The following is a 23680-nucleotide window of genomic DNA, read 5'->3' as shown; positions in this document are numbered from 1 at the left end:
AGATCTATCTACATCCATATAGCTATGACTGCAGATCACCCACACCACTGCCATCATGACCACGGATCCGACGACAACGTGCCGTACGGCCAGGTTGAAATCCCCGCGGGCTTCGGCCGACGGGCGCTGCTGGCCGGTGCCGGCGGGACGCTGATGCTGGCCGCGCTACCGACCGCCGCCAGGGCGGCCAACACGACGATGGCCGGCGCCCCGACCGCGGCGGTCGGCGCCGGCCGGTCGTCCCTGATCACCCAGGGCACGATGTTGGTCCACACCGACATGCACAACCACACGGTCATGTCGGACGGCGACGGCAGCGCCGAGGCCGCGTTCGCCTCGATGCGCGAGGCCGGCCTGGACGTCGCCGCGCTGACCGATCACGCCACCCTCTTCGCCATCGATGGGCTCAGCTCGTCCGAGTGGCGGACCACCGGTGATCTGGCCAACGCGGCCAACGACCCGGGCCAGTTCACCGCGATCCGCGGGTTCGAGTGGTCGCATCCGTTGCAGGGGCACATCAACGTCTGGAACACCTCCGACTTCGCCGACCTGCTGCGGGCCGGCAGCCCCGGCAGCCTGTACAACTGGCTCGCCGGCCGGCCCGGGGGCCTGGCGAGCTTCAATCACCCCGGTCGGGAGGCGGGCCGGTTCAACAACTTCTCCTTCAACGCCTCGGCCCGCGATCAGCTCGTGGGGCTGGAGATGTTCAACCGGACCGACGACTTCCTCTTCGAGGGCTGGTCGTCGGGTACGGCGTCACCGCTGGTGGCCTGCCTGAACGCCGGCTGGCGGCCGGCTCTGACCGGCGTCACCGACGAGCACGGCACCAGCTGGGGATTCCACGAGGGTAAGGGCCGCAGCGGCCTGTGGGTCGCCGAGAACACCCGCGCCGCGGTGTTCGAGGCGATGGCCGCCCGCCGTTCCTTCGCCACGCGCGTCTCGGGCCTACGAGTGGACGCCACCGCCAACGGCGTACGCATGGGTGGCGTGCTGAACGTGACCTCCGGCGACGTCCGGTTCCTGCTGGATCTGGACCGCGGCTCGGCCTGGGACGGCAAGCCCCTGCGGATCCAGGTCCTCCGTCCCGGCACCTCGGCGCCGACCGTCGTCGACGTCATCGACACCGTCAACGGTCAGGTCACCGACTTCACCGTGCCGCTCAACGTCACCGACGGCGACTGGGTGGTGCTCCGGATCTCCGACCCGTCCCTGCCCAATGGCACCCCCGGCCCAGCCGGCCACCCGTGTAACGACTTCGCGGTGGCCTACACCAGCCCCTGGTGGCTCCGGCCCTGACCTTCGAGGCGTCGGTCCCGGCACTGCCGGCCAGCCGCAGGCGGCTGGCCGGCAGTGCCGGGTCGCCGCAGTCTGTCCACGACCGGCGACAATACGGTCGGTATTCTGCACCGGTCATCCGACAACCTTTCCCTGCGTGTTCGTTCTCGGTGACCTGAGCGCCCAGGGATGCGGCCATTGAGAGGACCCGGCGATGAGCCTGTCGTTCCCGTTGCACCAGAATCCGAGCCCGGCGAGCGCGCAGCGGCGAGCCGAGATCATGGCGAATCCGGGTTTCGGCACGTACTTCACCGATCACATGGCACGGGCGGTGTGGAGGCCGGACGGCGGCTGGCAGGACTCCGAGATCATCCCCTTCGGTCCGATCCTCATGCACCCGGCGGCGGCCGTCCTGCACTACGCCCAGGAGATCTTCGAGGGGATGAAGGCGTACCGGCACCGCGACGGCTCGATCTGGTCGTTCCGGCCGCAGGCAAACGGCGAGCGCTTCGCCCGGTCCGCCCGGCGGCTGGCACTGCCCGAACTGCCGGTTCCGGACTTCATGGCCTCGGTCGAGGGGCTGGTCCGTGCCGATCAGGTGTGGGTGCCGGACGAGGACGAATACAGCGTCTACCTGCGGCCGTTCATGTTCGCGTCCGAGCCGTTCCTGGGGGTCCGCCCGGCGAAGGAGATCACCTACATGGTGATCGCCTGCCCAGTCGGCGCGTACTTCTCCGGCGGCGTCAGGCCGGTCTCCATCTGGCTCTCCACCGAGTACACCCGGGCGGCGCGGGGCGGCACGGGCGAGGCGAAGTGCGGCGGCAACTATGCCTCCAGCCTGGCGCCGATGGTCGAGGCCGCCGAGCACGGCTGTGAGCAGGTCTGTTTCCTGGACGCCGCCGAGGGCCGGTACGTGGAGGAACTCGGCGGAATGAACCTCTACTTCATCACGGCCGACGGCCGGATCATCACCCCGGAACTCGGCACGATCCTCGAGGGCGTCACCCGAGGGTCGATCCTCATCCTTGCCAAGGATCTCGGCCTGGAGGTCGAGGAGCGCCCGGTGGAGATCCGGGAATGGCAGGAGGGCGTGGCCTCCGGCGCGATCACCGAGGTCTTCGCGTGTGGCACCGGCGCGGTGGTCACCCCGGTCGGGCGCCTGGTCTGGGAGGGCGGCGAGGTGACGGCCCCGAAGGCCGGCGCCGAGGACTCGGTGACCATGCGGCTGCGCCGCCATCTGCTCGACATCCAGTACGGCCGGGCCGCCGACCCGTACGGCTGGATGACCCGCCTCGTGTGACGAGGACCGTCTCCTCGGCCGCCCACATCAGCCGCTGCTGTCCGCAATGGCACCACGGCCGGGCGGCGGCGTCACGGCGTGCGGTAATGGCCGGAGAGCCGGCCGAGCTTCATGGCCAGGTGCAGGCACAGGCGTTCGTTGCCGTCCTTGAGGTCGGTCCCGGCGAGCTGTTCCACCCGTTGCAGCCGGTAGTAGAGGGTCGTCCGGTGCAGTCGGAGCTTCTCGGCGGTCGCGTGCGCGTTGCCCGCCAGGTCGAGGTAGGCCTCCAGGGTCTCCAGCAGCACCTGGTGGGCATCGTCGCGCAGCAGCCGCTCCAGCCCGGGATGGACGCCCGCGACGTCGAGGTGCTGGCTGTCCAGTTGTGACAGCACCCGGTAGATGCCCAGGCCGGCCCAGGAGACCACTCCGCCCAGCGCGGGCAGTTGCGTACCGACCCGGGCGGCCTGCGCGGCCTCCTGGTAGGACTCCACCGCGCTGGACAGCCCGGCGCGAGGCTGACCGATCCCGGTCACCGTCCGGTCCACCGAGGCCAGGCCGCGGGTCGCGGTGCCCAGCGCGTCGTTGAGGTGCCCGGCGGAGGCTTCCGGCGAGGGTCGGCCGGCGACCCGGTCGCCGCAGACCAGCAGTACCCCGTGGTCGTGCCAGACCAGGTGCAGCGTCTCCCGCACGCCGATCCACCGGCGGGTGGTGACCAGGGCCTGTTCCAGGGCGATCCGGGCCACCTCGTCGGGCTGCCGCCCGGCGGCCGGCACGAGCTGGGCGACGAGCGCGACGGTCGACCCGTCGGCGACCACCACGCCCTCCTCCAGCAGCGCCCGCGCCGCGTGCTCGCGGGCCTGCCGGCTCTCGACCAGCAGGGTGCGGGTGGCCTCGGTCTCCCGCTGTGAGGCGAGCTCACCGAGCAAATTCTCCCGGTACAGGGCCAACGACAGGTCGGTGAAGGGGCCGGTCGCGGTGGCGATGTCGGCGTCGGTCATCGAACCGTCCGCGTCGATGAACCAGACGAACCCGAGCAGCAGGTCGTCGTGCCGGATCGGCACGCAGACCCTGGCCAGCAGGTCCAGCTCGGCGCACGCGGGGGTGCGGATGGGCGCGTGCGCCGTGAGCACCCCCATGCCCCGGAACCAGGCGATCACCTCCGGCGTCGTCTGCCGGCGCAGGATCGACGTCCGGCGGACGTCGTCCATCGGGCCGTCGTGCTCGCTGTAGGCGACCACCCGCTGTCGCCGGTCCTCGATGAGGGCGGGTCGTCCCACCCGGGCGGCGACGGCGTCGACGATTCGCTGGAGCTCACCGTGCATATAACTCCCATGGATGCGCTGCGTGACAGGGATCGCGCGACCGCCAGTCCTTACCCTCCGGTGCCGGTGGGTCATCGCGCAAGGTCCACTGTCGAAGTCACGACAAAAAGACGGGCGGCGTCGCGACGGTTCCGGCATCTGTCCGAAGACCGGGGGCGACAGACGTTCCTAGGGTTCCGGTACGGACCGCACCAGCGCCGCCGCGCACGGTGGGATGACGGGCGGCGCCGGTGGGGAGGGGATTGCCGAGTGGGAACTGGTAGGCCCTGGCGGGGCGTGCTGGTCGCCATCACCACGCCGTTTCGCGCCGACCTGTCGGTCGACTTCGACAAGCTCCAGGAACACGTCCGTTGGCTCGCCACCGAGGGGTGCCACGGGGTAGCGCCGTGCGCGTCGATGGGGGAGTACCGGGCCCTCTCCGATGACGAGCGGGCCGCCGTGGTGAGGGCCACGGTGCAGGCCGCGCCGTCCGGCTGCGCGGTGGTGCCCGGCGTCGGCGGCCACGGCAGCAGGCAGGCCCGCCGCTGGGCGGAGCAGGCCGCCGAGGCCGGCGCCCACGGCGTGCTGGCGCGGCCACCCGACGGGCCTGCCGCCCGCGCCGCCGACGTGGTCGCCCACTACCGGGAGGTGGCGGCGGTCGGCCTGCCGGTGGTCGCCCACAACGACCCGTACGACACCCGGTTGGACCTCACGCCGGACCTGCTGGCGACCGTCGCCGAGATCGACGGGATCGTCGCGGTCAAGGAGGTCACCGGCGACGTACGCAGGTTGCATCGCCTGCGGGACCTCTGCCCGCACATCGACGTGCTGGTCGGCGCCGACGACGTGGTACTCGAACTGGTGCTGTGCGGCGCCACCGGATGGGTCGCCACCCTGCCCAACGCGCTGCCCCACCAGGCCATGCGCCTGTACGAGCTGTGCGTCGCCCGCGACCTGGGCCGGGCGCTGCCGCTCTACGCCGAGCTGCACCCGATCCTCGGCTGGGCCTCCCGGCCGGAAGCCGTGCAGGCCGTCAAGCTCGCCATGGAGTGCGCCGGCCGGTTCGGTGGGCGGTGCCGCCCACCGCGTGGACCCCTGTCCGGGGCTGCCGCCGACCGGGTGCGCCGCGACGTGCTGCGGGCCCTCGCGGCAACGGCCGATCCGGCTTTCGGGGCCGGCCCTGGCTGATCCGCCGGCGGGCACCGGTCATTCAGGTGTCGGAAGTCGCCGGCCCACCTGCCGACATCTGCACAGTGACCGGCACCGGCCCGTACTCCTAGATTCGCTGCGCGGCTTGCTGACAGGTGTTCCGCGACACCCCCACCGGGACGCCAGCGCCGTGTTCCCTCCGACGAGAGGTGGTTCCGTGCACCGTGCTACCCCCCACCGAACCCGGCTGAGGCGGGCCGTGCTGGCCGCAGCCGTGGTGACCACGCTCGTGGCGACCGGGGCGGCGCAGGCCGCCGCCGCCCCGGCCAACCCGGCCGGCGGCACCGCGCCGTTCCAGGTCCTCGACCCGCAGGCCTGGCAGAACCCGGACACGATGACCTGGAACGACTACAAGGCCGTGCCCGGCAAGAACTGGGCCGACCCGAGCGTGTCCGGCTCGGTCCGCAACTTCAAGATCGCCCTGGTGGCGCTCGACTATCCTGACGAGACGTTCGCGGTCTCCCAGCGGGCCCGCTCGACGGTCTTCGGCAACCCCCAGTCCGTCGCGACCAACATTCCCCGGGCGGACGTGCCGAAGTTCTACCAGGACTTCCTGAACACTCCGAACACCCTCAACAAGGGCCACACCCTGCACGAGTACTGGATGCAGGATTCCAACGGTCGCTACGGCGTCGACCTCACCGGGTTCGGGCCGTACCAGATGCCGGCCAAGTCCTACCAGTACGGGCTGGACAACGGGTTCAACCCGGGTGCCTGCCCGAGTGGGGACGTGTGCGGCAAGAACATCCGCACCGACGGCCTGGGGGCCTGGCGGGCGGCCGTCGGCGAGGAGGTCGCCAACCAGTACGAGCTGGTGTTCATCCTCAGCGCCGGCCAGGACGAGTCGTCGACCTGGCAGGAGTTCGGGCAGATGATCTTCCAGAACAAGGAGGACGTGCCGGACGCCTGGGGCCCGCCGGACCCCAACCTGCCGAACTGGGCGATGACCCGCTATGTGGACTGGACCTCGTGGAAGGCGGCGGCGACACTGTGGCCGAACGCCGGCGGCGGTTCCTCGACGCAGGGGGAGAGCTCCGGCATGGGCGTCTACGCCCACGAGTTGACCCATCTGCTGGGCATCGGCGACAACTACAACAACCCGTACGGCGAGCCGCTGCGCAGGGCGTACACCGGGATCTGGAGCATGATGTCGCGCGGGTCGTTCAACGGCCCGGGCGGTCCGCACACGCGCTGGCAGATCCCGCCGACCAACGGCGGCTCGATGGGCTCGCTGCACACCGTGCGGGACAAGCTCAAGATCGGCCTGCTCGGTGAGGAGCACGTGCTGCGGCTGTCGCGGGAGTCGCTGGCCTCATCGGGCCTGGTGGTCGCGCAGGTCACGGCCCGGGCGGTCGACGCCGGCCAGAAGGGCCTGAGCGGGGTGAACATCGCGCTGAACAAGGACCTGTCGCCGACGTGTGGTGTCACCACCGACCCGTTGTGCGACGGTGGCAGTTTCAACAACTACACCGTCGAGGTCGTCGACCGGATGGGCGCGGACTCCTTCACCCCGGACAGCGGCGTGCTGCTCAGCAAGACGAAGAACGCCGACAGCGCGCCGTTCCAGTGGGTGGTGGACGCCAACCCGCAGGACATCGACATGATCGACTTCTACCGGCCGGACGGCACCCCGCAGAAGATCACCATGGGTGACTACCGGCAGCTCTCCGACGCGCTGTTCCACGCCGGCGCGGACACCGGCAGCCAGTACGAGTACGTCGACGAGGCCAACCGGCTGCACTTCTACATCATCGACCTCAAGCGGGACTCGGCCGGCTCGCTCTCCTACACCGTGGCGGTGCGTTCGCTCGACGGCACCGGCGGGCCGAGCAGTCACGGTGTGCTGCTGGGCAAGGGCGAGGTGAGCGGCGGCGGCAAGCCGACCAACCGCGGGGTGACCTGCTCGTTCGAGCTGACCAACACCGGTTCGTACTCGGCCGGCGGGCAGCAGCACCCGGAGAACGTCAGCGCGTACCTGAAGTCGGACGTCTACCGCCTGTCGGCGGAGGTGGCCGGCAAGGGCTGGCGGACCTGGCTGCCCAACCAGCTCGCCACCGCTCAGTTCGGCAAGGCCACCACGGTCAAGGTGTCGGTGGGTGCCACCGCCGCCGCCGCGGACACCGGTTTCGTGAAGCTCACCGCGACCTCGGAGAGCGACCCGACGAAGACGGTGACCAAGCAATGCCGGGTCGAGAGGTCCTGACCGGCGTCCGAGGTTGACCCCGTTCCTGCCGGGTCCGCGGTGGCAGGCCGCCACGGACCCGGCGGGCGGACGGAAGGAGGATGACGTGCGGCGAAGCATCACGACTCTGCTGCCCCTGCTGCTGGCCGGCGCGACCGGCTGCGGCGCCGTCGGAGCCGCCCAGGAGGCGGTCGATCCGACGACCGTCCGGGTCCTGGTTCGCGACATCAACATCCGGGCCGCCGGCGTTGACTGCGCCGGCACCGGTCCGTACCAGCACTTCCACAACCGGGCGCCGTTCCGCGTGCTCGACCCGGACGGGGCGGCGCTGGCCAGCGGGCAGCTGCCGGCGGGGACCGCGGTGGCTGCCTTCGCCGAGGATCTGGGGGTCGAGCGCCTGCCCACCTACTGCGAGTTCGCCGTCGGAGTGCGCGTGCCGCAGCGGACCTCCTATCGGCTGGAGGTGGACGGCCGCCCGGCGCTCGACCTGACGCCGGACAGCAGCGAGGGCCCGGCGCTGGTGGCGGTGGTCCCGTCATGAGGCGGGCGCTCCTGCCGCTGTTGCTGGCGGCGGCGCTGCTGGGCGGATGCAGCACGCCCGAGCCCGCGCCCGCGCCCGCCGGAGGGGCGGCGGCGCTGCCCGGGCCGGTCCCCGCCGACCTGGCGTTGCGCCCGGCACCCGGCACCGCCCCGGCCGCCCCGGCGTTCACCGGCGCGCTGACCGACGGCACACCGTTCGCCGCCGCCGAGCTGTGGGCGCAGCGTCCCGTCGTGCTCACCTTCTTCAGCTCCTGGTGCACCACCTGCGCCAGCAGCCAGGCGGCCCTCAGCGAGCTGGCCCGTAGCTATCGGGACCGGGTGGTCTTCGTCGGCGTGGCCGGCGCGGACCAGGCCGACGAGGTCCAGGACTACCTCCGCGCTCACCGGGTGGAGTACCCGGTCGTCCTGGACGACCAGCAAACGATCTGGCGGTCGTACGCGGTGCGGGAGCCGCCGGCCGTCGTGCTGGTGGCCAAGGGTGGCGCCCTGCTCCGCGGCTGGCCGGGTGGGCTGGACGCCCCGACACTCGACCGGCGGCTGCGGGAGCTGGTGCTGGCCGACCAGCGGTAGTCCCGTCGCGCAGGCCCTCGGTGCGGCCCGCGTCGAACCACACCCGACGAAGTTCCTACACGTGCAGGTGGTGGCGCAGGCCACCGGCTCGTAGCGTACGCAGCCTCGGACACATCAAGGAGACTGCATGCCTACAGTGGGAACGCGCTGGCGCACAGGCGTGGCCGTACTGTCCGCGACTGTGCTCGCCGCCCTCGGCGCGGCGCCGCAGGCGCTGGCGGCGGACAGCCCGCCGTCGATCGTCGTCCAGGACGGCGTCACCCAGCCGGTGTTCGGCTACGCCGACGCCATCCGGGAACGCCTGTTCATCGACTCCACCTTCGACAGCGACAACGACGGTCTGCGCGACATCATCGCGTTCGACCTGATGCGGCCGGCGGCCACCGCGCAGGGGCTCAAGGCCCCCGTGGTGATGGACGCCAGCCCCTACTACTCGACGGTCTGCCGAGGCAACGAGTCCGAATGCAAGGCGGACCTCGACGGCGACGGGCTGCTCGACAAGTGGCCGCTGTTCTACGACAACTACTTCGTGCCGCGCGGCTACGCGGTCATCCTGCTGGACATGGTCGGCACCAACAACTCCACCGGCTGCCCGACCACCAACGCCAACCAGGACAACCTGAGCGCCAAGCAGGCCATCAACTGGCTCAACGGCCGGGCCACCGCCCGCAACGCTGCCGGCGAGGTCGTCAAGGCGGACTGGCACAACGGCAAGACGGGGATGATCGGCAAGTCGTACGACGGCTCGCTGGCCATGGCCACTGCGGTGACCGGTGTGAAGGGCCTGACCACTGTCGTGCCCATCAGCGGACCGACCGAGTACTACGACTACGTGCGCAGCAACGGCGTGGTCACCCGTGGCAACAGCTACGTGGCGTCGCTGGCCAACACGGTCACCAACCCCGAGCGCCGGGAGTACTGCAAGCCGGTGCGCGACGCGATAGGCGCCGCCGACGGCGACGAGCACGGCGACTACACGGCCTTCTGGAACGAGCGCAGCTACGTCAAGAAGGTCCCCAACGTCACCGCAAGCGTGCTGCTCTACCACGGCCTCAACGACGACAACGTCCGACCGGACCACTTCAGCAAGTTCTGGTACGCCCTGGCGGAGAACAACGTGCCGCGCAAGCTGTGGCTGTCGCAGGAGGGCCACGTCGACCCGTTCGACTCGCGCCGCGCGGTGTGGGTGTCGACGCTGCACCGGTGGTTCGACTTCTGGCTGCAGAACGTCGCCAACGGCATCATGGATGAGCCGCGGGTGGACCTGGAGCGATCCGCCGACGTGTGGGAGACCCACGCCGACTGGCCGATCCCCGGCAAGGCCGACACGGAGGTGTTCCTCCAGCCCGGCACCACCGGCGCGGGCGGTCTCGGGCTGGTGCCGACCGCGAAGCCGGCGACCGGCGCGTTCCAGGACAGCCGCACGCAGAGCCAGAACAGCATGATCCTCAACCCGGACGTGGTGCAGCCCAACCGGCTGGCCTTCCTCTCCGCGCCACTCACCGCGCCGCTGCACATCTCCGGCACACCCACCGTGCAACTGCGGGCCTCCGCCGACCAGACCGACACCAACCTCGGGGCGATCCTGGTCGACTACGGCACCGACGAGCGGGTCGCGCACCGGGCCTCCGGCGAGGGGATCATCACCCTGACCACGGAGGACTGCTGGGGCCAGAGCAGCCCGACCGACGACGGCTGCTACAAGCAGACGGCGAAGCGGGTGGCCACGGCCGACTACGAGCTGGTCACCAAGGGCATCATGGACGCCCAGAACCGGCAGTCGATCCGCGTCGCCGTGCCGCTGGTGCAGGGGGAGTCGTACAACTTCAGCTTCCCGCTGCTGCCCGAGGACTATGTCTTCAAGCCCGGCCACCGGATCGGCGTGATCATCGTGGCCAGCTACCCGCAGTACTCCAGCCAGGCGGACACCACCGCCGCGAACCTGCAGGTCGCGCTGAAGAGCAGCAACATCGTCCTACCTGTGGTCGGCGGCACCGCCGCCGCGCACGCCGCCGGCCTCTGACCGGCTGATCGGCGGGCCGCCCCGGCGCGGCTCGTCACCGGGGCGGCCCGGCGATCAACCCTCCGCGGAGGGCCGACGATCGCCGGGCCGTTCGGTCGTCATTGAATCTCGGCCGCCAATGGGAGGACCCGCGCCGGCGCGAACGCCCAGCAGAGGCCCTCTGCGGTCCGGCCCAATGCGGCGATGGTTGGCGACACGGTCATTGCATTGACATAGATTTATGCCTCGGTCACACTCTTCACGTGAGAGAGCGCTCTCTGCGCCGTCCGATACCTCCTCCGCCACCGCCGGTCCGCAGTCGACCCGCGGCCGGGAGCTGGAAGGAATCGCTATGAACCGTCTACCGAGGATGTTCGGCATCGCCGCTGTGGTGCTCGCCACGCTCGGACTCACGCCGACCGTGGGCTTCGCCGACCGGGGTCCGGCTCCGGACGCGCCGACCGCTTCGCCCACCCTGGACATGGATCCCGCGATGGTCGCCGCCATGCGGCGGGATCTGCACCTCACCGACGCCCAGATCGTCAAGCGGGTACGGGTCGAGGCCGTCGCGCCGGCTGTCGAGCGGCGGCTGCGCGAGAGGCTCGGTTCGTCGTTCGCCGGCGCCTGGATCCCGGAGGGCGGCGATCGCCTGACCGTCGCGGTCACCGACACCTCCGCCATCACCGTGGTACGCGCGCAGGGCGCGGACGTCAGCGTCGTCTCCCGCAGCGAGAAGCAGCTCAACGCTACGCTGACGGCGCTCGACAGACACGGCGCCAAGGCCGGCAGGAGCGTCCACGGCTGGTACATCGACGTCCAGGCCAACCGCGTCGTCGTGCGGGTGCAGCCCGGCGGCGAGCCGGCCGCCAGAGCGTTCGCCCGGGAGAGCGACGTCGCCGTCGACGCCATCGCCGTCGTCGAGACCCCCGAAGCACCCCGGCCCCTGTACGACGTCCGCGGTGGCGACCAGTACGTCATCAACGGCAACACACTCTGCTCGGTCGGCTTCGCGGTCGTCGGCGGCTTCGTCAGCGCCGGACACTGTGGCGGCGTCGGTAGCCCCACCCTCGGCTACAACAACGTCGCACAGGGCAGCTTCGCCGGCTCCTCCTTCCCCGGCAACGACTACTCGTGGATCCGTACCAACAGTTCCTGGACACCTCAGCCGTGGGTCAACAACTACTCCGGCGGCAATGTGACAGTGGCGGGTTCGCAGGACGCCGCGGTCGGCAGCTCGGTGTGCCGGTCCGGCCGTACGACCGGCTGGCGCTGCGGCACGATTCTGGGCCGCAACGAGACGATCAACTATGCCCAGGGCGCCGTCTCCGGCCTGAGTCGCAGCAACGCCTGCGCCGAGCCCGGGGACTCCGGCGGCTCGTGGATCTCGGGGAACCAGGCGCAGGGTGTGACCTCGGGCGGGTCCGGTAACTGCAGTTCCGGTGCCACGATGTGGTTCCAGCCGGTCAACGAGATCCTCAGCACCTATGGACTCAGTCTGATCACCACCGGCGGTGGCGGGAACACCCGCTTGATCAGTAACTGGAACAACAAGTGTATTGACGTGCCGTCGTCCAACTTCTCCGAAGGAGTACCGCTGCAGACCTGGGTATGCAATGGCACTGCCGCCCAGGCCTGGACGTTCAGTGGCGGGGCGTTGCGGTCCCAGAACAACAAGTGCATGGACGTCTCCGGCGGGTCCACCGCCAACGGGGCGGTCGTTCAGCTCTGGTCCTGCAACGGCACCGGCGCTCAGCAGTTCGTCCTGTCGGCGGCCGGCGACCTGGTGAATCCGCAGGCCAACAAGTGCGTCGACATCGACGGCTGGAACGGCAACGACGGCGCGCGTCTGATCATCTGGGACTGCGCTGGCACCGCCAACCAGAAGTGGCGCCAAGGCTGACCGTTTCACGAGACAGTGGCTAGCGGCTGCTCGGCGGCGACCGCCAGTACCAGCGGCACGGTGTAAACCGCCGGCACCACGATCAAGTTGGGCCCGCTTCTCAGGTGCTGGAGTTCGAGTGGTGCCGGCCGGTGCGGTCTTCCCGCCGGGAACGCCGTTGCTGATCGCGGTCAGGCCGTCCGGAGGTTGTTCTCGTCGTACCGAAGCTGGCGCAGTTTCTCGGACCGTCAAATCGATCGACGTCTCGGGCCGGGGGTGCCACCCTGCCCTATGACCGTCGATCTGAGGCAGCGGCTGAACCGGCCACGGTTCCCGAGGAGTGCCGGCTACGACCCCCATTGGATGATCGAGAACTGGATGGGCCCGAGCGCACTCTGGCTGCTCGAATGGCTGTGCTCCGAGCTTCGCCTTGAGCCTGGCGCCCGTGTGCTCGACCTTGGATGCGGCAGGGCCATCACCTCGATCTTCCTGGCGAAGGAGTTCGACGTCCAGGTCGTTGCCGCCGATCTCTGGATCAAGCCCACCGAGAACTGGCGCAGGATCGACGCCGCGGGTCAAGCAGGGCTCGTCACGCCGCTGCTGGCCGAGGCACATGACCTGCCGTTCGCCGACGGCTACTTCGACGCCATCGTCAGCGTCGACGCCTACCACTACTTCGGCACGGACGAGCGATACCTGCCCTACCTGAGCCGTTTCCTGGCTCCCGGCGGTCACATCGGCATCGTTGTGCCTGGGCTGACCGCGGAGCTTGACGACGGGCTACCGGAGCACCTCAAGCCGCACTGGGAACCGGATTTCTGGACCTTCCACACACCGGTCTGGTGGAAACAGTTGTGGAGCCGCAGCGGCGTCGTCGATCACGTGCGCGCCGACTTCCTGGAGGACGGGTGGCGCGACTGGCTGGTCTGGAGCGAAGCCGTCCTGGAGACGACCGACGACGAGACCGCCCGCAAGCTCGTTCCCCGGGAAGTGCGAATGCTGCGAGCCGACACCGGCCGTCACCTCGGCTTTACCCGCGTCATCGCCCAGCGCTCCTGACTAGCTGCGTCACCCTGGATATAGGCCGACATCCTGCCTGCGGCCGTAGAGCCGACGTGACGGTCGCACGCCTGGACGCCGCAGCGCAGCCGGCCGGTCGATGATGGTCGCCGTCCCGCTGCGCGCAGCTGGTTGTGAGTTTCGGGCCTACCGTCGCATGGCGGGTCGCCTGCCGTGGGTCCAGGCGCGCAACGCCCATTCGAACGGGCCGTACCGGAACCGCCGCATCCACCAGTAACTGGCAGCCACCTGGACCACAAAGATCGTCAGTGCGATGAGCAGCGTCTGCGCCGGTGAGGTGTGGCCGGCCAGCCCCAGCCCGATGCCGGTGAAGACGAGCACGCAGACGAGCGACTGGCCCAGATAGTTCGTCAGCGCCATGCGTCCCGCAGGCGCCAACGCGTCCGCGACGCGCGGACGCCGTGTGAACAGACGCAGCAGAGTCGCGGCGTAGGCCGCCGCGAGGAACGGCGCGGTGACGATGCTGACCATCAGTCCGGTCATGTTCGCCGTGCCGCCGCCGATCGCGAACACGGTGGCGCCGGCCAGACCAACCGGATAGCCGACCCGCTCGCATCGGCGCAGCAAGTCCTCGTGGGCGTGCGCGGTGGCGAGCATCCGGTGCTTGCCAGCGGCTAGACCGACGAGGAACGCGGCGAAGGCCAACGGTCCTTGCACGGCAAGTGCGCCGAGCATCGCCGGCAACGAGCGCAGGTGCTCCAGGACGACATCACCGAACCCGCCGCGTAGGGCCTCCGTCGAACGCGCACCGGCGGTGACCGCGGCGGCCTGGTCCGGGACCACCGCGGCACCAAGAACCGCGGCCAGACCGACCACGAACGCGGTAACGCCCACGATGATCGCCGCTGCAGCCAGGGCGCGGCGCGGCTCGATCCGCCGAACGGCGAGCAGCACGAGACCGAGCAACGCGTACGTGGTGAGGATGTCGCCGTGGTACAGCAGCACCGCGTGTAGCGCCCCGAGCACGAACAACCCGGACAGCCGGCGCAGGAACGGCCGGCCGAAGGCCGCCCCACGCCGGGCCGCCGAGTCGAGTTGCAGTGTGAAGCTGTAGCCGAACAGGAATGAGAACAGCAGGTACGCCTTCATCGCGAACAGCAGTTCAACCGCACCTGCGACCAGCCGGTCGAGCGCGCCGTACGCCGGATCGCTGACCAGTTGGAACGCAAATCCGGAGCTGAAGTACCACACATTGGCCAGCAGGATGAGCAGCAGCGCAATCCCGCGCAACGCGTCCACGACGTTGATCCGGGCGCCGTCGATGTTCTGCGCGGCCACATCCGGGGCAGGGCCCGGCTGGCCAGGTCGGAGCAGACTCATGACATCGCTCCTCGAGAGGCGACGAGCACTGGGCCGTCGTAGGTCCTGAGTAGCGACTTCAGAGGAACGAAATCAGTCATGCCGTACAGCGTATGAGTGCACTAGCGCCCGGTAATAGTGAGGCTGTCCCCCGTATTCGTCCACGGGGTACCGTGACTGCACTAGTGCACGGGAGGCTGCTGTGGAGGAACCGCCGTACCGCCGGATCGCCGCCGATCTCGCGGACCGGATCGCGTCGGGCGAGCTCGCGCCCGGGGCGAGGATCCCGTCGACCCGGCAGCTCATGGCCGAGTACGGGATCGCGATGGCGACCGCGACGAAGGTCCTGGCAACCCTGCGCGAACGGGGTCTCGTTGAGCCCATGCGGGGCGTCGGCACCGTGGTCGCCACGGCCGGTGCGGGTAGAGCACCCGACCCCGACCGCGAGCAGGTGGTCGCCGCCGCCGTGGCCATCGCCGACGCCGAGGGGCTGCACGGTCTGTCGATGCGCCGGCTCGCCGGCCAGCTCGGCATTCCGACGATGGCGATCTACCGGTACGTGGCCGACCGGGAAGAGCTAATGCTGTTCATGATCGACAAGGTCATGGCCGACAACCCGCCCCCGACCCTCACCCCGGACCGCGACGGCTGGCGGGTCTGCCTGGAGGCCGTCGCCCAGTTGCAGTGGGCGATGTACCGTCGGCACACCTGGCTGGCCCAGGCACTCTCCTTCACCCGGCCACTGCCGGCCCCGCACGCCATGGCCCACACCGAGTGGGCGATGCGGGCCCTCGACGGACGCGGGCTCGACCTGAACGCACAGTTCACGGCGGCGGTGACGGTGGCCAACTACGTGCGCGGCACGGCGGTGAACCTGGCCGAGGAGGCGCAGGCCGAGCAGGACAGCGGCCTGACCGACACCCAGTGGAATGCGGCCCACGGAGAACGGATCGGCGCGGTCCTGGCCGACGGGCGGCTCCCGCTGATGGCCCGCTTCATCACCGCCGACGACATGGTCTGGAGCCTGGACACGCTCTTCGAGTTCGGCCTCCAGCGCCTCCTCGATGGCCTCGCCCCGCTCCTGCGATGACGTCAGGGGCCTTTACCGGGCCGGCGGCAATGGAGACCGCCGGCGCGGCGCGGTGCGGCGTCAGAGTCGGGAGGTGAAGGTGGCCAGGAAGCGGTGCGGGGTGACTGCGCCGGTGTTGTCGAAGCAGATGACGTCAACGTCGGCGTTGGTGGTGTACGTCCAGGGTTGGGTGAGGTGGCAGTAGTTGCTGCCAGTGCCCTGCGCCACCACCTGCGCGTGTGTCTCCTTGATGCCGACCTGCGGGAAGGTCGCCAGGTAGCGGCCGGCGGGTGCCAGCGGCACCACGGTGTTCGCACCCACACCGAGCACCGAGTTGTCGTTGGTCGGCCCGCCGACGGCGGTGCCCAGGTAGCCGAAGTGCGACGGCGGTCCGAGCGAGCCGATCACCGGCCGCCGACGGTGGTACGAGAGGACGAAATCGGTGTTGATGAAGGCGCCGGCCTGGTCGTAGCAGAAGACGTACACCTGCACGCCGCTGCCGACCGCGCTCCAGGTGTAGACCTTGCAGCGACGCGGACCGGCGTTCGGCTGCACGGCGGTGACCTGCACGTTGCCGGCGAGCAACCCGGCCAGTCCCACCCCGGGCAGCCGCACCAGGTACTGCCCGACGCCCAGCGGCCCGACCGTGTTCGCCACACCCGTGGAGTTGTACGACTGCGCCACCAGGCCGCTACTCCACTGCACGTACGCGTGGGAGGTGCCGGCCGGTAGCACGCCCGAGCTGGTCGTCCAGAGCACGGTGAACGGGGTGTCATCGCGCGTGCCGCCCGGCTTGTGGCACTGCACGTCGACGATCTCGTCGGCGCCGGACTGGAACCAGCGGACCACCTCGCAGTAATGACCGGTCCGGTTCACCGGGGTCACGTGCGGCACACCCCGTGAGCTGGCACCTATCTGCGGGAAGCGGACCTGGAACCGGCCGGGTGCGAGCTTGATGCCGTCGGCCCAGGCGGCGGGGAACGCGGTCTTCCAGCTACCCCACTGCCGGCTGGTGTCCAGCACGGTCCAGACCGACACGGTGGGATCCTTGACGTACGCGAAGCCCCAGCGGTCGGCGGTGGCCGCCGCGGCCGGCGTCGGCGGCGCGAGTGCGCCGGCGGCCAGGACGGCAGCCAGTGTTGCGGTGACGAACGATCGGAGACGCATCTGTCCTCCAGTCGACGGGAACATGTCGGAGAGGAGTGTGCGCGTAGTGATCTCATGGTCACAGTCGGCTACCGCGCGCTGCGGTGTCGGCTGTCCGCTACTCGTGGCCGAATTCTTGAGCAGTGCAAGAACATTGGGGGCGCCTCGAGTCTGTAAACCGCATGCTCAGCGGAGGTGGTCGGCGAGATTACGCACCGCCTCATCGAACGCCTCATCGGATTCGCAGGGCCGATGCCCTTTGATCGGTGGCGGAAAGATGTCGCCGGCCGGAGCTGTGACGTCGGATGGGTCTCGGAGCCGTCGGTCCACCGTCGCCTCTCGGTCGGATGCCGCGGGTGCCTCGTCGGGTTGTTGCGGCGGAAAAACGCGCCCGCCGATGGGATCGGTGTCTCGCCACAGATTCACCCACCGCCAGTCCACCCGGTTGGCGATCTCGTGAATCACCTCGTCGCTGACGTACGCGGGAAAGAGCCGGGCGTACAACCGTCGGAGGGGCGAACCGTGGGTCAGCAGTGCGACCCGGTCGGTGACCCGTGGCGGCAGTTGGAGCACGGTCGCGGCGAGCAGGACGGAGCCGTGGCTGTGTCCGGTGAGCACCACCGCGTTGCCGGAGTCGACGAGGTGAGTGATCCGGCAGGTCAGTTCGGGAACGGCCCGTTCGGCGTAGCACGGTGGCGCGAACGGGTGCGCGGCTCTGGGCCAGAAGGTGCCCAGGTCCCACAGCACGCCGACGTACCGGCGAAATCCGGGGGTGCGGTAGGCGAAGACGCCCGTGCCAGAACAGCACCACCCCCAGGGCAGCCAGCAGCACCGCCTGACCGATGAACAGCCCGACGACGGTCAGGTTGTAGCCGGGCAGCCCGTTCCGCTCCGGCCAGGGGGCCGAACTGGTCAGGACGTGGATCCAGACCAGCACGGTCAGACCGAGGGTGATCGTGCGCAGCACGCTGACCAACCGGTCGAGCCGCCACTCCGTGGGCGCGGTCAGAGGTGGGGTGCAGAGCAGAACCGCACACATGATCAGCAAGAGTCCGGCAGTTGCCGCCAGCGCGACGGTGCCGATCGACAAACCCTGCGCGGCCCGGGCACCGAGCAGGCTGAGGTCCAGCGTGGCAAACGCCGCCGTGACGTGAATCGAGCGCAGTCGACCGACCAGCGGCTCATTGTCCCACCGGCCGACGGCGGTGAGCCGGTTCGCCGCAAAGGGCTGGTCGGCCGCGCGGATGACGTGAGACGGGAGTGCCGGGCGAGCGCTGAGCCCCCACACCAGGCTGATGGCCGCAGCCGGCGCCAGCGCGAGCACCGCCAGACGCAGTCCGGCCGGACGCCCCCCGAGCCAGGAGAGCCAACTGCGTCCGGCCAGGCACTCCGGTGAGGACATACACTTCCACGCAATCACATCCAGCGCGATCCCCACCATGCTCAGCACGTACATCCCGGTCAGGCTGAGCGCCAACAACCGGCACAGGGCCTTGATCACCGGGTCGGAGCCGGCTCCGGCCGGACGCATCCAGATGGCGAGGTTGATCAGCATGAAGGGCAACAGGATCACCATCGACAGCGTTCGCACCGCGTTGCCAGCGGGCAGATTGTTCCAGCGGTAGGCCTCCAGCGTCACTCCGTCCGCCTTGCCGCCCTCGTGGTTTCCCGGCCGGGGCCGGTAGAAGCCGCCTCTGCGGTCACCCGCCACCTGCTGCACATGCGGTCGATCCAGGAGGTCATCCGGGCCGGTGGCGGATACCCCGTGCACCCGCAGTTCAACGAAGCCGTCAGCCCCAGCGCGCCCGCCCGCGTCTCGCTGATCCATCCGGTACCGGCCCCCCGGCGTTTACGCGGCTCACACCGACCCGCTCGGCTGATCCGACGGCGCCCGCGTGGCGCAACGGGCGTACCCCACGAAGGGGGATACAACCCCGTGCTCGTAGCGCGCCGATTCGTGCCGATTACCGGCGGCGGACCAACCCATCGGAGGAATGGGGATCGCGACGCCTACCAAAAGGTGTGCGGTCCACCGGCATTCTTCGGGTATCGACTCGACGACCCGCCCGGCGTGGTACCAATACCCGGATAGGCGAAGCCGGCAGGAATGGGCGGCCCATGTCGACAAGGGCAGCAGCGCTGCTTCGAAAACCCGGGCAACCCCAGCGACCGAGCCTTCTCGAACTTTTCTTCGACCTGGTCTTCATCTTTGCCCTCAACCGGGTCTCACAGCGGCTGGTCGAGGAGCTTACCGAGCAGCGTGTCGTCCTCATCGACGTCGGCGAGACGCTCCTGTTGCTGCTGGCCTTCATCGTGCTGTGGTTCGTCACGGCGTGGGTCACCGACCTCTACGATCCGCAGCGGCCGCAGCTTCAGGTGCTGGTCTACACGGCCATGCTCGGCGCGCTGGTGATGGCAGTCGCGGTGCCGCACGCGTTCGGGGACAGAAGTCTGGCCTTCGCTGGCGCGTACGTCGCCGTCCACATCATTCGTGGGCTGGTCATCGTGCCTCTGCTGCGCGGCCACGAAGCTCAGCGCCGCGCGGCTGGGGTGTTCTTCTGGTTCACGTTGTCGGCAGTGCCCTGGATCGCCGGCGCGATCGTGACGGATCTGGCCCGCAGCCTGTTGTGGACGCTCGCGATCGCCATCGACGGCGCGGCACTGTTGCTGTTCTATCCCGCGCCGTGGTCCCGCCCCACCCAACGGCAGTGGCCCGTCCTGGCCGAATACCTGTCTGAGCGCTACCGGCAATTCTTCATCATCGCTCTGGGTGAACTGATTTTGACGACCGGCTCGGCCTACAGCGACACATCGTTTCGACACGGCGGAGCCGCGGCGGCCTTCGCGGTCTCATTCATCACCACTGTGCTGCTGTTTCGCGTCTACGTCTTCAGGGCGGGCCAGCTGTTGCCCGAAGCCATCAGAGCCGCCGCTAGACCCTCGCACCTCATCCGGGAGGCTTTCCTCGCGCACGTACTCATGGTGGCCGGGATCGTCGCCGTTGCGGTCGGATACGAGATCGTGATCGAACATCCGTTCGGGCACACCAACGCGGCGTGGATCCTCGTTGTCCTCGGCGGACCGATGCTTTTCCTGATCGGGCGAGCCTTGGTGGAACATGCCGTATTCGCCCGGGTGTCCCGCTCTCGGATCGTCGGCGCTGTGGCGCTTGCCGGCGCCTCGCCGTTCATGATCCTTCTGCCGCCGCTGGCCGTGGCCGTCATCGCCGTCATCGTCCTCGCCGGCATCGCCGCTTCCGACGCCGTCAACGCCAAGGGGAAACCTCCCGAACGGCCGCACCCGTCCAACTCCCGAGAGGGAGCGTAGAAGCTTCCACCGACCCGCACACATCCGTCGGTCGTATGGAGGCTGCTGCCAGGGCACGGCGTGCTCCCGCATCTTGCCACGGCGTCGCCCGGTCGTCAGACGGCGACAGTGAGCACCAGCTTGCCGGCGCTGTGACCGGTCTCCACGGCCGCCAGCGCCTCCGCGCTCTGGTCGAAGCCGAACGTGCGCGTGATTTGCGGATCGCCGGTGCCGTCCACCATCAGCGCGGCAACCGTCTCGAGTGACGCCCGGTCGAGGCGGCGGGGCAGGTACTCGCCGCCCAGTTCACTCACTGTGGCGTCGGCGGCCGACAGCAGCTGCCGGGCATCCGTCACCAGCGCGGCCAACGACCGCAGCGAGTCGCCACCGACGAGGTCGATCAGGCCGTCGACACCGGAGGGGGCGAGCTGACGTACCTGTCCGGAAACATCAGCGGCGGTGTAGCTGGCGAAGGCGACGCCGAGCGACTCCGCTGCGGCGCGCTTGCTGTCGCTGCCTGTTCCGATGACCCTCAGGCCCCGCGCTCGGGCCAGCTGCGCGGTGACCTGGCCGGTGCTGCCCCCGACGCCGTTGATCAGCAGCGTCGAGCCCGCAGGCAGGTCGAGCCGGTCGAGCCCGTCGAGGGCGGTGGTGCCGGAGACCGGAATCGTCGCCGCCCACTCGTAGGGCAGGGACTCCGGCTTACGCGCCGAGTTCGCCGCGGGCAGGACCGTCGTCTCGGCGTACGTGCCGGCGCCGCTGAGCGCGAACCCGAACACCGCGTCGCCGACCGCGATGCCGGTGACGCCGGCACCGACCGCGAGCACGTCACCGGCGGCCTCCATCCCCATCACCTGCGGGAAGGGCAGATGGCCGTTGAGCGCCCGGACGAGTCCGGACCGGAGCATGTGGTCGAGGCGGGCCACCCCGGCGGCCCGAACCTGGATGAAAATCTCCCCGTCGCCGGGCCGCGGATCGGGTCGGTCGAAGTAGAACTGGACCTCCGGGCCACCGAAGGTGCGATATCCAAACGCACGGCTCATCGTCGTACTCCCTCGCTCGTTGTCGAGCGGCGACGCTAATTGCTGACACCGATGTCAGAGGCAAGGGTGTGTAGCCCGGGTCACACCAACGCGTTGCTGCCGTTCAGCATTGGCTCGGTCATGTTGCTCGCCTTCGCAATGACTGGACCGGCCTGATCTCGCGCCCTAGCTTCGAGGAAGCACGGTGATGGCCGCGATGGCGCTGTTGACGACGGTGGCCGTCACGGTGCGGGTCACGGCTGCCGCCGCAGCGTCGGCACCCCAGTTGCCCCGCTCGAGTTCCTTGGCCCGGCTGATCACCGATGACGTCCACGGGATCTCGCGGTGGAACTGCGGGAGCGTCCCGCTCGCCGAGAGCAGCGCCGCGAGCGCGGCGACACGAGCTTGCGGCTCCGCGCCGTCCACGAGGACCTGCCGAACGTCGGCGAGCAGGCGGGCCCGTCGTTCGGTTCTGCCGTCCCGCAGGGCCGTCGTCCGGAACAGGCCCAGCACCTTCCGGGGCTCCTGGTCGATGTCGCCTCGTTCGATGAGCCGCTCCAGCACCGGCTGGCGTAGGGCGGGACCGATCGCGGCCAGGGCCGTCTGCACCCCCCTCGGTTTCTCGGCGAGGTAGTCCCAGGCCGGGCGCAGGAGGCCATCCGACGGCGGGTGACCCGCCATGCTCCTGAGCCGCCCCCGGTCCGCTGTGGTCAGGTGGTCGCCGAGGGCGAGGTCCGCGAGAACGGCTCCGCCGAGGACGTAGAAGAGGGTGTTCTCTCCCGCGATGGTCCCGGACCTGGGTTGGAACAGGAGCAGCAGGAGATCTTCCACCAGGGTCGGCGCGTCCGACCGGGCTTCGATGGTCATCGGCGGGGCTCCCAGCGGAAGAGTCGGGTGGCCAGAGCGACGGCGATGACGACCCAACCGAGCGTGGGCGCCAGCAGGAGCAGGGAGTCGGTCACGGCGACGCCGCCGTTCCAGGCATTCATGGTCAGTTCGGTGGCCGCGCCGCCAGGCAGCAGCCGCTTGAGCCAGGCGAGGTCCTCGGTGCCGGAGATGCCCACCCAGCTGGCCATGGCGATCACCCCGAGGGTAACGGGCAGGGTGGTGACCTGGGCGTGCTCGGGGGAGTTCGTCAGCCCGGCCGTGGCCAGCGCCAAGCCGATCATCATGGCCACTGTCGCGAGGACCGCCACCACCAGCAGGGCGACGTTCGCCGGTCCGCCGGCGACCACGGCCAGGGCGGTCAGGATCGCGGTCACCTGCACCACGGCGAGAAGGACCACGGGCAGCAGCAGGCCGGCAAGGATGCCGGCGTCGCCTTCGGCGGTGGAGCGCAGCCGCTTGAGGAAGAGATTCTGCCGCCGGGAGGCCAGGGTGGTGACGGCCGTGGCATAGAGCCCGAACGCGGCCACCGTGAACATGACGATCGCGGCGATGTAGCCGAGGCTCCCGATGGCGGCGTAGGTCTCGTGCTGACGGACGAAGAACACACAGACCGCGACCGGGATGATGAGGCTGGTGATCAGCACCAGCCGGTTGCGGAAGATCTGGATCAGTTCGCTGGACGCGATGGACAACACGGTGAGGCTCCTCGCGGAAGATCGGATCAACTGTTGATGGCGCGGAAGACGTCGTCGAGCCGGGTCGGCCCTGCCGCCAGGTCCCGCAGTTCCACGGCGTGGTCCTGCGCCCAGCCGAGCAGGAGGTGCAGGTCCTTCTGCAGCTCGAAGGTCTCGACCACGACCTTGCCGTCCGCGTCGACGGCGGCCCGCACCGGCAGCGTCGGCGCCGGTGCCGGGAGGGAGAAGCGGATGACCGCGGGCAGGGTGCGGGTCAGCTCGGAGACGGTGCCTTCCCGGTGGAAGGCGCCCTCGTGCATCAGCCCGATCCGGTCCGCGCGCTGTTGCGCCTCCTCCAGGTAGTGCGTGGTGAGCACGATGGTCGCGCCGTTCTCCCGGAGCCGGTCCACCGTCGCCCAGACCGCATCGCGGGACTGGATGTCGAGGCCGGTGGTCGGCTCGTCCAGGAAGATCAGCTCCGGGGTGCCGTAGACCGCGGTGGCGAAGTCCAGCCGCCGCTTCTCCCCGCCGGACAGCTGCGACACCTTGCGGCCGGCTCGGCCGGTGAGGTCGACCAGGTCGAGCACCCGGTCGACGTCGTCGGTGCGTCGGGTGAGCCGACCGACCAGACCGACGGACTCACGGACGGTGAGGTCCGGGGAGAATCCGCTCTCCTGGAGCATGACGCCCATTCGGGGACGTACCGCTCGCCGGTCGTCGGGGCTGCGCCCGAAGACGCGTACGGTGCCCGACGTTGGCCTCCGGTGTCCCTCGACAACCTCCAGGGTCGAGGTTTTTCCGGCTCCGTTGGTGCCCAGCAGTGCGTAGAGCTCTCCAGGTCGTACCTCGAAGGAGAGGTCCTTCACGGCGTGGAAGTCGCCGTAGGTGAGGTTCAGCCGTTCGACTTCGATGACGGGTGTGGTGGACATGGACCAATGACAGCGCGGGCGCGGCCGACC

The 23680-nt window shown here is 69.7% G+C and carries 19 protein-coding genes; 11 read left to right on the top strand and 8 right to left on the bottom strand.

The annotated features are described in order from the left end of the window. Positions 1–24: 24 nt before the first annotated feature. Together ACQRWP_RS15935 and ACQRWP_RS15930 are read left to right on the top strand one after the other, a co-directional pair. Positions 25–1296: a CehA/McbA family metallohydrolase gene (locus tag ACQRWP_RS15935; RefSeq protein WP_430503019.1), complete on the top strand. Its 1272-nt coding sequence runs from the start codon at positions 25–27 to the stop codon at positions 1294–1296. 193 nt (positions 1297–1489) lie between these two features. Continuing rightward, on the top strand, positions 1490–2575 hold the full coding sequence (locus ACQRWP_RS15930; RefSeq protein ID WP_430503018.1) for a branched-chain amino acid aminotransferase: 1086 nt from the start codon (positions 1490–1492) through the stop codon (positions 2573–2575). A 71-nt stretch (positions 2576–2646) separates the two neighbouring features. Here the strand turns inward: ACQRWP_RS15930 and ACQRWP_RS15925 are convergent, their stop codons facing one another. Beyond that, on the bottom strand, positions 2647–3876 hold the full coding sequence (locus ACQRWP_RS15925; RefSeq protein WP_124853620.1) for a PucR family transcriptional regulator: 1230 nt from the start codon (positions 3874–3876) through the stop codon (positions 2647–2649). 249 nt (positions 3877–4125) lie between these two features. Here ACQRWP_RS15925 and ACQRWP_RS15920 point away from each other — a divergent pair, with 249 nt between their 5' ends. The 7 genes from ACQRWP_RS15920 (at position 4126) to ACQRWP_RS15890 (ending at position 13296) form a co-directional block, all read left to right on the top strand. After that, complete coding sequence (locus tag ACQRWP_RS15920) at positions 4126–5043, top strand: dihydrodipicolinate synthase family protein (protein WP_430503017.1); 918 nt, start codon at positions 4126–4128, stop codon at positions 5041–5043. A 178-nt stretch (positions 5044–5221) separates the two neighbouring features. Then, positions 5222–7267: a M6 family metalloprotease domain-containing protein gene (locus ACQRWP_RS15915; protein ID WP_430503016.1), complete on the top strand. Its 2046-nt coding sequence runs from the start codon at positions 5222–5224 to the stop codon at positions 7265–7267. Between the two features lie 85 nt (positions 7268–7352). Then, entirely contained in the window at positions 7353–7787 is a 435-nt protein-coding gene (locus ACQRWP_RS15910) for a hypothetical protein (RefSeq protein ID WP_430503015.1), read from the top strand. Beyond that, a complete protein-coding gene (locus ACQRWP_RS15905) occupies positions 7784–8356 on the top strand; it encodes a TlpA family protein disulfide reductase (protein WP_430503014.1) in 573 nt (190 codons plus the stop codon). The genes ACQRWP_RS15910 and ACQRWP_RS15905 overlap by 4 nt, the downstream gene beginning before the upstream one ends. Before the next feature lie 127 nt (positions 8357–8483). Continuing rightward, positions 8484–10379 carry a CocE/NonD family hydrolase gene (locus ACQRWP_RS15900; RefSeq protein WP_430503013.1) on the top strand — a complete coding sequence of 632 codons (1896 nt, stop codon included), beginning with the start codon at positions 8484–8486 and terminating at the stop codon, positions 10377–10379. A 331-nt stretch (positions 10380–10710) separates the two neighbouring features. Continuing rightward, on the top strand, positions 10711–12258 hold the full coding sequence (locus ACQRWP_RS15895; RefSeq protein ID WP_430503012.1) for a ricin-type beta-trefoil lectin domain protein: 1548 nt from the start codon (positions 10711–10713) through the stop codon (positions 12256–12258). Between the two features lie 270 nt (positions 12259–12528). After that, positions 12529–13296 (top strand): SAM-dependent methyltransferase, encoded by a 768-nt coding sequence (locus tag ACQRWP_RS15890; protein WP_430503011.1) that lies wholly within the window; start codon positions 12529–12531, stop codon positions 13294–13296. A gap of 147 nt (positions 13297–13443) precedes the next feature. Here the strand turns inward: ACQRWP_RS15890 and ACQRWP_RS15885 are convergent, their stop codons facing one another. Next, complete coding sequence (locus ACQRWP_RS15885; RefSeq protein WP_430503010.1) at positions 13444–14637, bottom strand: DUF418 domain-containing protein; 1194 nt, start codon at positions 14635–14637, stop codon at positions 13444–13446. 181 nt (positions 14638–14818) lie between these two features. Between ACQRWP_RS15885 and ACQRWP_RS15880 the strand changes: the two genes are divergently transcribed. After that, entirely contained in the window at positions 14819–15706 is an 888-nt protein-coding gene (locus ACQRWP_RS15880) for a TetR/AcrR family transcriptional regulator C-terminal domain-containing protein (protein WP_430503009.1), read from the top strand. 60 nt (positions 15707–15766) lie between these two features. On the opposite strand, the gene ACQRWP_RS15875 is transcribed toward ACQRWP_RS15880, so the two are convergent. Together ACQRWP_RS15875 and ACQRWP_RS15870 are read right to left on the bottom strand one after the other, a co-directional pair. Then, on the bottom strand, positions 15767–16852 hold the full coding sequence (locus ACQRWP_RS15875; RefSeq protein ID WP_430503008.1) for a hypothetical protein: 1086 nt from the start codon (positions 16850–16852) through the stop codon (positions 15767–15769). A 165-nt stretch (positions 16853–17017) separates the two neighbouring features. Further along, complete coding sequence (locus tag ACQRWP_RS15870) at positions 17018–17578, bottom strand: hypothetical protein (protein WP_430503007.1); 561 nt, start codon at positions 17576–17578, stop codon at positions 17018–17020. 1371 nt (positions 17579–18949) lie between these two features. On the opposite strand from ACQRWP_RS15870, the gene ACQRWP_RS15865 reads away from it, so the two are divergent. Further along, positions 18950–20158, top strand: a complete 1209-nt coding sequence (locus ACQRWP_RS15865) for a low temperature requirement protein A (RefSeq protein WP_430503006.1) — start codon at positions 18950–18952, stop codon at positions 20156–20158. Positions 20159–20253: 95 nt separating this feature from the next. Here ACQRWP_RS15865 and ACQRWP_RS15860 read toward each other — a convergent pair whose 3' ends face one another. The 4 genes from ACQRWP_RS15860 to ACQRWP_RS15845 all read right to left on the bottom strand — a co-directional run bounded on the left by ACQRWP_RS15860 (position 20254) and on the right by ACQRWP_RS15845 (position 23650). After that, positions 20254–21180 (bottom strand): NADP-dependent oxidoreductase, encoded by a 927-nt coding sequence (locus ACQRWP_RS15860; protein WP_430503005.1) that lies wholly within the window; start codon positions 21178–21180, stop codon positions 20254–20256. A 165-nt stretch (positions 21181–21345) separates the two neighbouring features. Beyond that, on the bottom strand, positions 21346–22026 hold the full coding sequence (locus ACQRWP_RS15855) for a GOLPH3/VPS74 family protein (RefSeq protein WP_430503004.1): 681 nt from the start codon (positions 22024–22026) through the stop codon (positions 21346–21348). Beyond that, a complete protein-coding gene (locus ACQRWP_RS15850; RefSeq protein ID WP_430503003.1) occupies positions 22023–22742 on the bottom strand; it encodes an ABC transporter permease in 720 nt (239 codons plus the stop codon). The genes ACQRWP_RS15855 and ACQRWP_RS15850 overlap by 4 nt, the downstream gene beginning before the upstream one ends. Before the next feature lie 26 nt (positions 22743–22768). Then, complete coding sequence (locus tag ACQRWP_RS15845) at positions 22769–23650, bottom strand: ABC transporter ATP-binding protein (protein ID WP_430503002.1); 882 nt, start codon at positions 23648–23650, stop codon at positions 22769–22771. Positions 23651–23680: the final 30 nt, after the last annotated feature.

It is taken from the genome of Micromonospora trifolii (genome assembly GCF_050516465.1).
In the GTDB taxonomy this organism is placed as follows: domain Bacteria; phylum Actinomycetota; class Actinomycetes; order Mycobacteriales; family Micromonosporaceae; genus Micromonospora; species Micromonospora trifolii.
The sequence above is the reverse complement of the archived record's forward strand: the minus strand, read 5'-3'. Positions and strand labels throughout refer to the sequence as shown.